General features: G+C 59.9%; 11 protein-coding genes. 4 read left to right on the top strand and 7 right to left on the bottom strand.

Annotated features, from left to right (window positions below; all coding sequences use genetic code 11):
- Window positions 1–55: 55 nt before the first annotated feature.
- The 5 genes from PL263_RS02225 to PL263_RS02205 all read right to left on the bottom strand — a co-directional run bounded on the left by PL263_RS02225 (window position 56) and on the right by PL263_RS02205 (window position 6025).
- Complete coding sequence (locus PL263_RS02225; protein WP_278211497.1) at window positions 56–802, bottom strand: hypothetical protein; 747 nt, start codon at window positions 800–802, stop codon at window positions 56–58.
- A gap of 201 nt (window positions 803–1003) precedes the next feature.
- Window positions 1004–1822 carry a PEP-CTERM sorting domain-containing protein gene (locus tag PL263_RS02220; RefSeq protein WP_186289680.1) on the bottom strand — a complete coding sequence of 273 codons (819 nt, stop codon included), beginning with the start codon at window positions 1820–1822 and terminating at the stop codon, window positions 1004–1006.
- 389 nt (window positions 1823–2211) lie between these two features.
- Window positions 2212–3714 carry a hypothetical protein gene (locus PL263_RS02215; RefSeq protein WP_278211496.1) on the bottom strand — a complete coding sequence of 501 codons (1503 nt, stop codon included), beginning with the start codon at window positions 3712–3714 and terminating at the stop codon, window positions 2212–2214.
- Window positions 3715–3847: 133 nt separating this feature from the next.
- Complete coding sequence (locus tag PL263_RS02210) at window positions 3848–4837, bottom strand: magnesium and cobalt transport protein CorA (RefSeq protein WP_278211495.1); 990 nt, start codon at window positions 4835–4837, stop codon at window positions 3848–3850.
- A 12-nt stretch (window positions 4838–4849) separates the two neighbouring features.
- A complete protein-coding gene (locus PL263_RS02205; RefSeq protein ID WP_278211494.1) occupies window positions 4850–6025 on the bottom strand; it encodes a hypothetical protein in 1176 nt (391 codons plus the stop codon).
- 188 nt (window positions 6026–6213) lie between these two features.
- Between PL263_RS02205 and PL263_RS02200 the strand changes: the two genes are divergently transcribed.
- The 3 genes from PL263_RS02200 (at window position 6214) to PL263_RS02190 (ending at window position 11869) form a co-directional block, all read left to right on the top strand.
- Window positions 6214–8925: a cation-transporting P-type ATPase gene (locus tag PL263_RS02200; RefSeq protein ID WP_278211493.1), complete on the top strand. Its 2712-nt coding sequence runs from the start codon at window positions 6214–6216 to the stop codon at window positions 8923–8925.
- 396 nt (window positions 8926–9321) lie between these two features.
- Complete coding sequence (locus PL263_RS02195) at window positions 9322–9882, top strand: PEP-CTERM sorting domain-containing protein (protein ID WP_278211492.1); 561 nt, start codon at window positions 9322–9324, stop codon at window positions 9880–9882.
- 205 nt (window positions 9883–10087) lie between these two features.
- A complete protein-coding gene (locus tag PL263_RS02190; RefSeq protein WP_278211491.1) occupies window positions 10088–11869 on the top strand; it encodes a GspE/PulE family protein in 1782 nt (593 codons plus the stop codon).
- 183 nt (window positions 11870–12052) lie between these two features.
- On the opposite strand, the gene PL263_RS02185 is transcribed toward PL263_RS02190, so the two are convergent.
- Window positions 12053–12679 (bottom strand): hypothetical protein, encoded by a 627-nt coding sequence (locus PL263_RS02185; protein ID WP_278211490.1) that lies wholly within the window; start codon window positions 12677–12679, stop codon window positions 12053–12055.
- Window positions 12680–12690: 11 nt separating this feature from the next.
- Window positions 12691–13113: a hypothetical protein gene (locus PL263_RS02180; RefSeq protein ID WP_278211489.1), complete on the bottom strand. Its 423-nt coding sequence runs from the start codon at window positions 13111–13113 to the stop codon at window positions 12691–12693.
- 247 nt (window positions 13114–13360) lie between these two features.
- Between PL263_RS02180 and PL263_RS02175 the strand changes: the two genes are divergently transcribed.
- On the top strand, window positions 13361–14017 hold the full coding sequence (locus tag PL263_RS02175) for a hypothetical protein (protein ID WP_278211487.1): 657 nt from the start codon (window positions 13361–13363) through the stop codon (window positions 14015–14017).
- The last annotated feature ends 62 nt before the right edge of the window (window positions 14018–14079 follow it).

Genomic DNA, 14079 nt, shown 5'->3' with positions numbered 1-14079 from the left:
AAAACGGGAGCACCGCAGCCGGCACTCCCGTCCGCTAGGTCCAAGCCCGGCCGGGTCAGACGGTCGAGGCTTTACGCCGTGCGCGCAAACTCCAACCGGCGACGACGCTGCCGAACAACCAGACCGCGCCCGGCAGCGGTACTTGCGATACGGTAATGCTGTTGCCGTTGCGGGCGAAAATCAGCGTATCGGAACTGAAGGTAATCCGGTAATCGGCGTAGTCCAAAATCGGATTGGCGTAACCGCCGGGCGCCGAGAAGCTGTCGCCGCTGTTGATGCCTGCGGCGGCTTCGGCATCGGTCAGCCGATAGTCGGCGATTACGAAACGATACGCGCCGGCAGCCAAAGCAATGTCGAAGGCGGGATCGCGGCGAAAATGGATGGAGCCGTCGGCCGCGCCTTGCTCTTGGCTGCGGGATGTCAAACTGATGGTACTGTTGCTGACCGTGGCGCAGTTATTGGCGATGTCGTCGCAGCGGGCCAAGTGGTTGGCTGCGCTCAAGCCCGCAGAACCGTCGTCCAGATACCAGTGGGTGTCCGGGTCCAACCAGGTCAGTTCGCCGTCACCGTTCAAATCGGCCGTCGCATAGCCGGCGGTCGCGACATTACTCTGTGAGGCCTCGTAGGCCGCCAGATTGACGCTGAAACTGCCGGCGGTTTGGATAGTGATGTTCCAAACGTCGAACGTGGTGCCGCCCGCTTGGCGGAACAGGGTGCCGTCGACCACCAGAGTATTGGCTTGCGCCGGCGCGGCCGCCGACAAAACCGCCGCCAAGGTGGCGGACAAAGTATATTTCATCATTTCAGTCTCCGAATGGCCTTTAAGTTGCGCCCGAATCGGCCCCGGCGATACCGGAGTTCAGGCTTAGGGCCGGACAAACAAAATCGGCCGGGATGTGCGGCCCGGCCGCCAACCCCGGCTTCCCTGCCGGGGCCGGACCGTCCTGGTCCGTAATCGAGCTTCCTTGGGCGGTCTGACCGTTAACGTTGATTGACGACGGAATTACGCCGATAGCGCTTGGCGTCGTTTCAGGCCCAACATGCCGAACAGCGCGCTGCCGAATAGCCAAACTGCGCCTGGGACCGGAACGGCATTGATCTGCACGTTATAAGACCCTGCCAGCCAGCCGCCGGAACCGTTGGCGGTACCGCAATTGGTCTGGGTATAGCAACTGCCGCCGACGGCCATGATGTAGTAGCCCGGCGCCAAATTCGCCAGATCCAAGGCCGCCCAGTCCAAACCGCCTGTGGTACCGCGGCTGGCACCGGCGCTGCCGCTGCCGACCGCATAACCGGCGCCGTTGGTGAAGCTGCTGTCGGCCGGATTGCTGTTACCGTTCGAATAACCGACGAAACCGGTGACGTGAGTCGAGGTAGCCGGCGGCGTGCCTGCGCCCAAACCGTTCATCCATTGGTTTTTATGGGCGCCGCCGCTCGCTTCCGGGCCGCTGACCTGGCTGTAACGGTGAGCGCCACTGGAATGGTCGACCGGGCCGTTGACGGACCAAATTGAAAAGCCGGGGTGCAACAAGGCATTGGCGTTATTGGCGCTGACCACGATTTTGACGTCGGTGGCACTGGTAACCTGGAATTGGTACCAGTCGGAGGTATGACCCCAACCGGAACCGGCCGGACCGCCGCCGTCGGCCCAGGCTTTAGCGGCCACGGTATCGTTATGGCTGTAAGAAGATCCGGGCGTCACGGTGGCAACTTGGCCGTTGGCAGTCATCGCGGTCAAGCTGAACGCGCTGGCATGGCTGGCGGTTAACGCCAAAGCCGCGCCGGTCAGTAGTTTGGCAACGGATTTTTTTGCGAATTTCATTTAAATTCCTCGTATGTTTTTTAGTCGGCGGCACGCGAATTCCCCGGTTTCGCGATACCACAGTTTGCATCTTCCAATTTGTTCGGCACGGACAGGCGGTACCGGCATCCCTGCATCGGCCTAAGCCGTACCCTGCCGTCACCGGCTCGACAACGAGCCGATAAGCGTGATGCAAATCACATACCAAAATAAAAACATGAGAATTTACGGATGGCTACATTCGAACTGACTCGACAAAAACCGTGCAACTGCTAGGTGATATGACTGACGTACTATGGCATTTGCCGCAGTTTGCGTATTCCTGCCAGGCACCGGCTCGGCCAAGGTCTGACCGACTTCGCTTCCGCCAGACCGATGTGCGTCGCCGCCGGTTGGCGGCGACCTGCGATCTAAACCCGGCTGGCGCCGTTCAAGCGGCCGCCGCGGCGCGATAGCGCAAATCCAAACAACGCGCCGGAAAACAAAAACACCGAAGCCGGCAGCGGCACCGGCGCCGCGGCCAGCGGCTCCATCCGCCAGGCCAACGCATAATCCCAGACGAAATCGCCGGCCGTGGCCGCAACCACCCGCAGCTCGTAAACGTGGCCGCCGCGCAAAGCCAGCCACAGGTGTTCGCTGTTGTCTACGCGGCTATCGGATAAACCGACCGTACGCTGCAGCGTGGTGTCGAACAACTCCAGATCCAGATCGTACAAGACCGTGGCCAAGCTGCTGTCGTCGGCGACGCCGATATTCCAGACCAAAGCCGCCGACAATTGCAGATCCTTTAGCGCGGTGATTTTGTAACTGGCGCTCCTATTCGAGTTCAGCCCCCCGAATGCGTCGTCGACATCGAACCCGGCCGGCCGCAGCTCGGCATTGCCGCCGTCCTCGATGCTGTCCTGCTCGCCGCCGGCGATGATCCGGTAACTATTGAACACATCGAGCTGGCCGGCACCGAAACGGTCGTCCAAGCCGTTGGCGGTCTGGTGGCCGGCGCTGCGGTAATCGGCAAGATTGGCGGCGGTCGAGGTATTATCGGTGGTCCGTTCGGCCCCGGCCATCAGCGCCGCCTTGACCGTCTCGGCGCGTTCGGCGTTATAAACCTGGCCGATACCGGCAATCGTTTGTGCCGCGTTGGACAAATTGCCGGCGCCGCTATGACCGGTTTCGACCAGCAAGGCCGCGGCCGCAGCGACCATAGGCGTCGCACCGCTGGTGGTGGAGCGCGGCGCGACCAAATCCGGCCGGGTGCGGCCGCCGCCGTAGACACTGTCGACCGGGTCCGAACCCCGGTCGTGGCCGCCGTCGCTGCGGCCGACCGCAATCGTGTTGTAAGCACTGCCGAGTAACGGCGAGTCGCTCGGCCCATTGTCCATGCCGACCACCTGAATGAATTCGTAGCGCTGGACGATGCGGTCCGCCAAACGCAGGTAGGCGCCGATGTCGGTTTCGCTGTCGGCCCTGCCGATCCAGCTATGGTTGGCGATCCGGGCCCCGGCAAGCGGAGCTTCGGCGCTAGCGGCGACCAAGCCGTGCAGCCAGTCGTCGGCGTTGTACACGGCAATGTTGGCGATGCCGGGGGCGATGGAGTCGTTACCGAAAAACATGGCGGCAACGCCGGTGGCATGATCGGAGATGCCGTTACTGGCCAGCGGCCCCGGATAACTGAAGGTTTTACCGGCAAACCGGGTTTGCCCGGTGTTGGGTGCAAACACCGGATAGCGCAGCTTGTCGGATTGTGGAACCGTGGAGGCTTCGGCCAGAACGACATTGACGCCGGCCCCGGTCGGCGCGGCACTGCCCAACAACTGCTGCAATTGCCGATAGCCGATATCGTCCCGGTAATCGGCTTGCGCCAATCCGCACCACAGGCTCGCCAGCCCCAAACCCAGCCGTTTCGTCGCACGCATCGCTAACTCCCGTTCCAAGTGACCGCAACCGGCGGGCGGCGCTTGCTTCGGTTCGGCGACTCTAACGCACCAACCGCATCCGCTTGCCGGTCAGGCTACTATAGTCGAGAAACGTGGAGACGCCAGCCGCGGGCTACAACCAGCCGGAGCGCTTCAGGCGCCAGTACAAACCCAGGCTGCCCGCCGCCACGCCGGCCAGTACCAGCGGATAACTGAAGGCCCAATCCAGTTCCGGCATGTGGCGGAAGTTCATGCCGTACCAACTGAACACCATGGTCGGAATCGCCAGAATCGCGCCCCAGCCGGCCAGCCGCTTGACCACTTCGTTTTGGCGCACCGTTTCGAAGGTCAGATGCACCTGCATCGCCGCCAGCAGCATTTCGCGCATGCCCTGAATCGCCCGATCCACGCGTTTGATGTGGTCGGCGACATCGCGAAAATAAAAGCGTACGTCTTTGTGGATCATGCCGCCGTGAAACCGCATCAATTCGTTGCAAATGTCGATCACCGGATTGATCGCGCCTTCCAGCAACAGCAACTCGCGCTTCAATTCGTACAAGCCTTCCATGGTCTGCCGGCTAGGCCGGTTCTGGAAGATGGCCGATTCCAACACATCGAAGCGTTCCTGCAAGCCGTTGATCACCGGCATGTAGTTGTCGACGATGAAATCCATCACCGAATACAACGCAAACCCGGAGCCTTTGGCCAGCAATTGCGGCATGGCCTGACAGCGTTCCCGCACCCGGGCCAGACTGTGCGAGGCGCCGTGGCGTACCGTCACCAAAAAGCGCGGCCCGACGAACAAATGGGTCTCGCCGAAGGCGACGCAGTCGTCGACCAGCTGCGCGGTCTGCAATACGATGAACAGCGAATCGCCGTATTCCTCGATTTTCGGCCGTTGATGCGCGGAACAGGCATCCTCAATCGCCAGATCGTGCAAGCCGAACTCGATTTGGATCGCCCGCAAAATGCCGCTGTCGGCCTCGCGCAGCCCCAACCAGACGAAGGTATCCTCCTTCAGCAGCACTTCGCTGATGTCCTCGATGGTAACGTCGCCGATACCGATGCCTTTCTGGTAGGCCACGCAACGCATGACCTTGGAATTATCGATGGCCTGGTTCAAGAGTTTCTCCGCTTATTTGGCAATGGTGATGGCCGGGGCGCCTTGCTGGTTCAAATTGGCGACCGTCATCTGAAAGATCTGGCACAGCAAGCGGAAACCCTCGCGGTTCCACTGGTAACCGGTTTCGGGTTGCAATGCGTAATTCTGCCCGCCGAATTCGACACTGAGTTCGCCGCCGTCGGCGCCGACCTGCAAGGCCAGGGTCTGCACCGGATTTTCGCGCACCGCCGGCGTCGCCGGGTGTTTGTCCACCGCAAACTCCGGCTCGTCGCCGAGGCCTTCGCCGATGAAGTTCAACACATTATGAAAGCTGCGCAAGCGGAAAACGCCGTGCAGCGGCCATTCGCCGCCCGGATAGCCGGCGCGGATATCGACGCCGACATCGTTATCGGCGCCCTGCCCGGCCTCTTGGTGCAGCCGCCGCCGCTCGTCGTTGCTCAGTAGCGCCGGATCGTAATTGGTCAGCAAGATACGCCCCACCACCCGTTTCTTCAGCCGCACTTGTCCCGATTGCGGCAGAAATTCGACGGCGTAGTCTTTTTCCAGCTCGGCCAGATGTTCCGCTGCCACGCTACCGGCCGGCAACAACCACTCGCGCTCGAACATCAGCGGTTCGGCAAACAGTTGGTGCCGGTCCTGAACCGACGACAGATGCAGCACCGCCTGGCGAAACACGCGGTAGCCTTCGGCATCGGCCGGCCGATTCGAATAGATGCCGTTTTGCGCGCCGCCGGCCAGACGCAGTTCGCCGGCCAGCAAACGCAGCAATAAATCCACGTCGACGCCCTGGCGCAACAGCATCGTCAGTTTGCTCTCCGGAAACGGCGTCAGCATGCGCCTGGTGAATTCCTCGCCTTCGATCGGCACGATGCTGATGGTCGGATTTTCCGAGACGGTGCCGCCGAATACCGGCGTCAACAACGATCCGTTGTCGCCGGTGACCGCCGGCGTCGCCCCGGCATTCAATTGAAAATTAAAGGTCGCGGCAATATTGGACACCCCGGTGAAATGCAGCGGCTGGTGCTGGTGGGCGCGGGCAATGTTCAGCAACAACTGCCGCGACAGCGTATCGGCCGTGGCTTTGTCGTATTCGACCACGGCGCGGTCCAGGGCCAGCGGCGACAAGCAACCGGACAAGGCCAGCGGCACGGCCAGGCCGAGAATCGCAGTCAAACTGGGGAGCGGCATTCGGTAATGAAACAGATTGGGCATCGTGGCAAATACGCAAAAAACCGGCTAAGTTTGCACGCGCAGCCGCCGAAAACACAATCGCATTTTTTCGCCGCCGTGCTCGCCGCGTCCGCAGGCCTGCGCCGCGGCCGGAGAAATTTGGGTTTACACTGTCGCCACCCGCCACTTCGTTAGCGTGCCGAACCATGAAAATCCACCATTTGACCGCTGCGGAAGCTCTGGAAAGCTTGGGCTCCAGCCTGAACGGCCTGGACGATGCCGTGATCGAAGACCGGCTGCGCGAATTCGGTTTCAACCGCCTCGAAGAAACCCGCAAGACCTCGGCTTTGCTGTTGTTCGCCCGGGAGTTTCTGCATTTTTTTGCATTGATCTTGTGGCTGGCGGCCGGACTGGCGTTCTTCGCCGAAGCGCAGCAACCCGGCGAAGGCATGCAGACTCTGGGTTACGCCATTCTGGGTGTGATCGCGATCAACGGCTGTTTTTCGTTCTGGCAACGCCGTCAGGCGGAACAGGCCATCGCCGCGCTGCAAAAACTGTTGCCGCACCAGGTCAAAGTGATTCGCGACGGCGAATTGAACCTGGTCTACGCCGACGAACTGGCGCCCGGCGACCTGCTGGTATTGCAGGAAGGCGATAACGTGCCGGCCGATTGCCGTTTGGTGGAAGCGTTGGCGTTGCGGGTCAACAACGCCACCATCACCGGCGAATCGTTGCCGAAAGGCCGCGACGCGGAGCCGTCAGACGCCGAGGATATTAGCCAGAGCCGCAACATCCTGCTGGCCGGCACCTCGGTGGTGGCCGGCGAAGGCAAGGCCGTGGTGTTCGCCACCGGCATGCACACCGAGTTCGGCAAGATCGCCCACACCCTGAAAACCACGGTAAAAGCCCAATCGCCACTGCAAAAACAAATCGCCCGTCTGAGCCACTTTGTCGCGCTGCTGGCGCTGGCGCTGGGCGTCGCCTTCTTTTTCATCGGCCAAGCCATCGGCCTCACCTTCTGGGAAAACTTCATCTTCGCCATCGGCCTGATCGTCGCCAACGTGCCGGAAGGGCTGTTGCCGACAGTCACCTTGTCGCTGGCGATGGCGACACAACGCATGGCCAAGCGCAACGCGCTGATCCGCAATTTGCCGTCGGTGGAGACCCTGGGCTCGACCACGGTAATCTGCACCGACAAGACCGGCACGTTGACCGAGAACCGAATGGCGGTCGTGCAGTTGTTCCTGGACGGGCGCCATTGCCGCCCGGACCAATTGGACCGCCACAGCCTGCAACAGCACGCTGCGTTTCTGGCCTGCGCCGCGTTATGCCACAACCTGAAGCGTATCGAAGGCAACTCGCCGCTCGGCGATCCGATGGAAATCGCGCTGGCGGATATGGCCCATGCCCGAGGCATGCGCATCGACTATCCGAAGATCGGCGAAGTGCCGTTCGATACCGACCGCAAGCGGATGTCGACGCTGCACGACACGCCGGCCGGCACGATGTTGTTCTGCAAGGGGGCGCTGGAAATGGTGCTGCCGCTGTGCCGGCAGATCGCTGTCGGTAACACCATCGAAGCGCTGGACGACGGCCACCGCCAACAATTGGCGAAAGCGCTGCAAACTATGGCCGACCAGGGGCTGCGGGTATTGGCGCTGGCCTATCGGCCACTGCCGGAACAAATACCGGACAATCCCGAACAAAGCCTGATCCTCGCCGGCCTGGTCGGTCTGGAAGACCCGCCGCGGCCGGAAGTCGCCGCCGCCATCGGCCAATGTCACCGGGCCGGCATCAAAGTCATCATGGTGACCGGCGACCACCCGCACACCGCCGTCGCCATCGCCCGTCAAATCGGCCTGGTGCGCGGCGAGCATCCCAAGGTCATCGTCGGCGACAAATTGAAGAAACTGACGCCCAGCCAATTGCAAGTGGCGCTGGATGCGGCAGAAATTGTTTTTGCCAGGGTCGGCGCCGACCAGAAAATGCAGATCGTCGAAGCCCTGCAACGCAAGCGGCATATCGTCGCGGTCACCGGCGACGGCGTCAACGACGCGCCGGCGCTGAAAAAGGCCGACATCGGCATCGCCATGGGCAAGGCCGGCACCGACGTTGCCAAAGAGGCCGCCGACATGATTTTGCTGGACGACAACTTCGCCAGCATCGTCGCCGCGATCGAGGAAGGCCGCGCCGTATTTGACAACATCCGCAAATTTCTGACCTACATCCTGACCTCGAACATTCCGGAAGTGGTGCCCTATCTGGCTTTCGTGTTGTTCAAGATTCCGCTGCCGTTGACCATCATCCAGATCTTGGCCGTCGATCTGGGCACCGACATGCTGCCGGCGCTGGGCCTGGGCGCGGAGAAGCCGGACGCGGCGGTGATGCAACAGCCGCCGCGCTCGCAAAAGGAAACCCTGATCGACTGGCGGCTGTTGGCCCGGGCCTACGGCTTCCTCGGCCTATTGGAGGCGGTCGCGGCGATGGCGGCGTTCTTTTTCGTGCTGGAGCGAGGCGGCTGGGAATACGGCCAAATCCTGCACGGCCGCCAGCCCTTGTATTTGCAGGCGACCACGGCCTGCCTCAGCGCGATCATCGTGATGCAGATCGCCAACGTCTTCATCTGCAAACAACGCCAGCGCGGCCTGCTCGGTACGGCCTTGCTGGATAACAAGCTGATCCTGTCCGGCATTTTGTTGGAAATTGCGCTGATCCTGGCCATCGTCTACACGCCGTGGGGCAACGCCCTGTTCGGCGCCGCGCCGATCGGCGGCGAGGTCTGGCTGTTCACGCTGCCCTTCGTCGTCGGCATGCTGGTGCTGGAAGAATTGCGCAAATGGCTGGTGCGGCGGTTCCAGCCGTTTCCGGTCCGGATGAAGTCGGCCAGATTGCGTAAATATGCACGCACCCAACGCTGAGTGATACCGGGAAGTAAGCCCCGTCGATGTTAGCCGGGCAGGTCGCAGGGCTCGCTGCTGATTGATACCTCAGATGCCGGAAAATTTAACAACTCAGCTCTGCCCTGAGGCCGATGCCCGAATCAGCTAGCGCGCGATACCGCGCCGGCACCCAAGATTTATGCGACATCCACCCCTAAACCGGGACGCATCTCCAAATCATACCGCCCCATTCCCGCGGTGTTGCGCTTGATTCTTCTAGTGTCGTATTTTTTTACAGTTATGTGAAAACCGCGTTACAAAAAACTCATAACTCTCTGATAAAGATCAAAATAGTCTTATAGGCATATTTCATGCTCAATCTAAAGGGAATTTTTCACTTTTTTGTAACTTATATCTCATCGGGGGAGAGACGCCATGAAATTCAAACACTTATACATTGCAGCAATTGCGATCGGCATCGGGTTTGCCGCACCGGTATTGCAAGCCGCCACCTATACGGTCGACACCTTTATCGGTTCGGCAAACCTGGGCAATTCCGGCGATGCCACCGAATTAAACGCATTGAAAGCCTTGTTGGGACCGAGCGGCAGTAATTTGGTGATGGACTACAAAAGTAGCGGCTCGGTAACGGCAGTCGCCGACGGCGCCGGCCAATGGTACCTCGACGTCACTCCGGACCAACCTGGCTATTTTCTGCTGAAATTCGGCACCGGCGGCTTGGGCGGAGTGAACGATACCTATTTCTTCGAAAACATCGGAGAAATGACCAAACTAGTATGGACCAACGCCCAAGTCAACAACATCACCGGTGGATGCGGTGCGAACAACTGCAATATCGGTAGATTGAGCCACTACGCTTACACCAACGGCACGGGTACCGACAACATTCCGACCATTCCGGAACCAGGCGTCTTGAGCCTGATGGGTATCGGCCTGTTAGGTTTCGGAGCCAGAAAAATTAACGTCAAGCGCTAATCCGTTAGCGTTTTCATACCAAGCCGGCGTCAGCCGGCTTTTTTGTGTCCAGTTTCCGCCGCGTCCTGTTTCCGGATTGGCGCGTCTCAGTCCGCTACGTCAAGCCGCAGTTACCTCGACAATACGGTTCAAGCCAAAGCTAGGCCACACCGTCCGGCCAATAATTAGCTAGACTAACTTCCCGAATTCACAGCAAACCAAACACATGCGGGAAGAAAGCAAAACCGAAGACCGAAAACTGGAGATTCAACAGGTCATCCGCTGGCTGCAAGAGGACCGGATTCTGTCGGCGCAGGATTTGGAAAAATGCCGGCAATATGCGGCAGCCAAGATCAATCTAAACAAGCATCCGCTCAAGGTTTTGTCAGAATGCGAGCTGTCCGACCAAACCCAGCTGGGCAAGGCGCTGTCGCAGGAGGATCTGACCCAGTGGCTGGCGAAGAAGCTGGCCCTGCCCTACTACTATTTCGATCCGTTGAAAATCGATGTGCCGACCGTGACAGCCCTGTTCAGCAAGGCCTACGCCGGCAATTACAACATTCTGCCGATCAAAATCAACGACGACGAAATCGTGGTCGCCACCGCCGAACCGTTCATCCGCGCCTGGCAAACCGATCTGGCGAAAATGCACCACGGCAAGATTCGTTGCGTATTCGCCAACCCGGACGAAATCAAGCGCTACCTGGACGAGTTCTATAACTTTTCCAAATCGCTGAAAGGCGCGCAAAGCCACAACGACGGCCGCACCGCGGAGGGCCAGAATTTCGAGCAATTGGTCGAACTGAGCAAAGTCGCGGATCTGGACGCCAACAACCAGCATGTGGTCAATCTGGTGAACTGGCTGCTGCAATACGCTTTCGACCAGCGCGCCAGCGACATCCACATGGAACCGCGCCGCCTGCAGGGCAATGTCCGGTTTCGGATCGACGGTATCCTGCATAACGTCTACCAATTTCCGATGCCGATCATGAACGCGGTTTTGAGTCGACTGAAAATTCTGGGACGGATGAACATCGCCGAAAAGCGGCTGCCGCAGGATGGCCGGATCAAAACCCAGAACAGCAACGGCAAGGAAATCGAACTGCGGCTGTCGACCATGCCGACCGCGTTCGGCGAGAAGCTGGTAATGCGGATTTTCGACCCGGAAGTGTTACTGCGCGATTACGTACAACTCGGCTTCAGCAAGCAGGAACTTACGCTGTGGAACCGCCTGGTCGGCCATACCCACGGCATCATTCTGGTCACCGGCCCGACCGGCTCCGGCAAGACCACGACGCTGTATTCAACCCTGAAGCGGCTGGCGACGCCGGAAATCAATTTATGCACGGTGGAAGACCCGATCGAGCAAATCGAGCCGGCCTTCAATCAGATGCAGGTCCAGGCCAATATCGGGCTGGATTTCGCCAGCGGCATCCGCACCTTGCTGCGGCAAGATCCGGACATCATCATGGTCGGCGAGATTCGCGATCTGGAAACCGCGGAAATGGCGGTCCAGGCCTCGCTGACCGGCCACTTGGTAATCTCGACACTACACACCAACAACGCGCCGGCCGCAGTGACCCGTCTGCTGGATATCGGCGTGCCGGGTTACCTGATCCAACAGACCGTGCTCGGCATCATGGCCCAGCGTCTGATCCGGGTGCTGTGCAAGCACTGCAAAACTGCGGTACCCACCGACGAAAACCTGTGGCGGGGGCTGGTGGCGCCGTTCAAGGTGGCGCCGCCCAAGCAGTTGTTCAAGGCCGTCGGTTGTAAGGAATGCCGCAATACCGGTTTCGCCGGCCGGGTCGGCATTTACGAAATTTTCGAGAACAGCCCGGCACTGGAAAAGCTGATCGTGGAAGGCTGCGACACCGCCCTGCTGCAAAAACAGGCGATCAAGGAAGGCATGCGGCCGCTGCGGCTTAGCGGCGCCGAAAAAGTCGCGGCCGGTATCACCACCATCGACGAAATTCTCAGAGTCGCGCCGGAACGTATCGAGTTGTAGTCCGGCCAATCGTCCCTCCCGGATAGCCCGCGCCGGCACCGACCGAGTTCCCGGCTGGCCGGCGATTCGTCAAGCGCAAACCGGCAAAACAGCCAGCACACAGCAGCAAATTTTCCCTCGCCGGCTCGACCGTGGGCCTGCTGTCAGCCCGTCAATGGATCGCACAGCCGGCGGCAACCCGGCTTATTGAGCGGCAGACGGCGCCTGGAATGCGCCTTGGCGGTAGAGCTGATCGTAAAGATGGTCGCCGATTCGGCCAAACATGGCGTCCTGGTTCTGCTTGGAAAACGGCAACGCAAACAGCATAAACAGTTCGACGTAGCCTTTATTGGATTCTTCGATACTGCCGCTGTACTTTTTGCCGGTCTTGACGTCGGCCAAGGTGTATTGGATGTCGTAACTCTGGGTCACGGTGTACGGGATCAAGGTCAGCGTCAGCCCGCTCAAAATCTGCATGCCGATACTGGAATCGCCGTACTGGCTGCCGCTCAAGGTCAATTGGTAATCGGCTTTACCGGTAAACTCGCCGGGTTCCACCGCTTCGTGATCGCGGATGTAGCCTTTATCTTGCCAGGCATCCATCACGTTCTGGTTGATCAAGCTACCGGCCAGATTGGACGTGACCATTTTGCCGCCTTCCAAGGTAAACGCGAAGTCGCCGACGGTGTGCTCCACCATCGGTTTCATCGTGTTGGCCGACGGCGAAATCGGCCCCAGCTTGGTCCCGTCGCTAATGTAAGCGCAGCCCGACAGGGCCATACCGCAGGCGGCGGCGATAGAACGCAGGGGTGGGCAAATTGGTGATGTCATCGGTCCGGTTCCTATTGTGGCGTTTGAGCGAAAAGGTGCCGCCATAACTTGCGGCTAAGTTCCTCGAGTACATTCGGCTGACAGCTCCCGGTCCACCCCTTGCCGACGACTTCCGCGACATTGTCGCCCTGACGCCGCAGTTGCAGCCGAACATTGTTCATCGTCCCGCAGGCTTGCTCGCCCTGGTCGATACCGATCGTTGCCCGCAGCAACAAGGCGTCGTCCGCCAACTCGTCGACAAGACGAAAGCCGGCTGCCGCCAACGCCTGTTTTACCTCGACTTTCTGGCGGGCGGCGGTGACGAAAATCGGCGTCCGCGGGCCGTTCGGCAATGCGGCCGCGGCATCCAGCGGCGGAGCGCCCGGCGTGCAGGCGGCAAGCGCCAGTAGCGGTAACAGCGCCAACCCGAGCTTATCGCCTCTTTCCATCGTCATCGTCATTATGCCTTGTGGTTATCGCCGGTCCGCTCCGGCTCAACCGGCCGACATTTTCCGGAATGTCGGCGCCGGGTGCGGACAAATTCACCTTGGCCCAGTGGAAATGCTCACAGCCGGGCCAGACCTGGCCCGATACATTACTTCTACCCTTCAAGCCGATTCGGAACCCGGAACGCCGCCAGATCCATCCGGCGCTGCAGACTCCGAGCCGACTTGGGAAAACCGATTTTCCACAGGAGTTATCATGAAATTTACTTTAATCCATATTTTGATTGCAAGCAGCGGTTTATTGTTGCCGCTGTCCGGTCAGGCGCAGTCGATTCGGGTCGATTACACCGGCACCGTCACCGATATCGGTAGTTTGCTGGTCGGTAACGGCGTTGCCATCGGCAGCGCGATGTCCGGCAGTTTTACCTACGATGTCGACACTGGCGTCGTCAGCGCGTTTTCCCACCGTTTCGGCAACGGTTTCACTGCATCGTTGGCAGCGCCGGTCAATTTGTGGGTACAGAACGACCAGCAAAACGGTTCCGCCACTTTGCCAGCGGACGGTTTGATCGTCGGCGGCGCCAGTATTTCCAATACCGATTGGAACGGACTTGCCAATCCGGCAATGCAATTCGGCTTGCTCCAAGAGAATGCGACCGGTCAACTCTGGAACGATACGCTGCCGCCGGATTTGTCCGACTGGTCCTCGATCCCGCTGGCGGCCATCAACGGCCCCGACTGGCGCTGGCTGGACTTTAACGTCCCCAATCGGCCCAATTTCGCCGACGACCAAATCCGGTTCTCGGTCGATAGTTTTACGGTTACCGCAGTGCCATTGCCAGCAGGTATCTGGCTGTTCCTGTCCGGCGTGATGGCTACGCTGGGGATGCAAAAACGAAAAAATTTTGCATAAACATACGCATAGGAGTAATGAGGGTTTGCGGCTCGCATCAGCCGCCAGACAAGCGCGCCGGG

The sequence above is a fragment of the Methylomonas sp. EFPC3 genome, from assembly GCF_029643245.1.
GTDB lineage: Bacteria > Pseudomonadota > Gammaproteobacteria > Methylococcales > Methylomonadaceae > Methylomonas > Methylomonas koyamae_B.
Note: the sequence above shows the minus strand (reverse complement) of the source record. Positions and strands in the feature narration are given on the sequence as shown.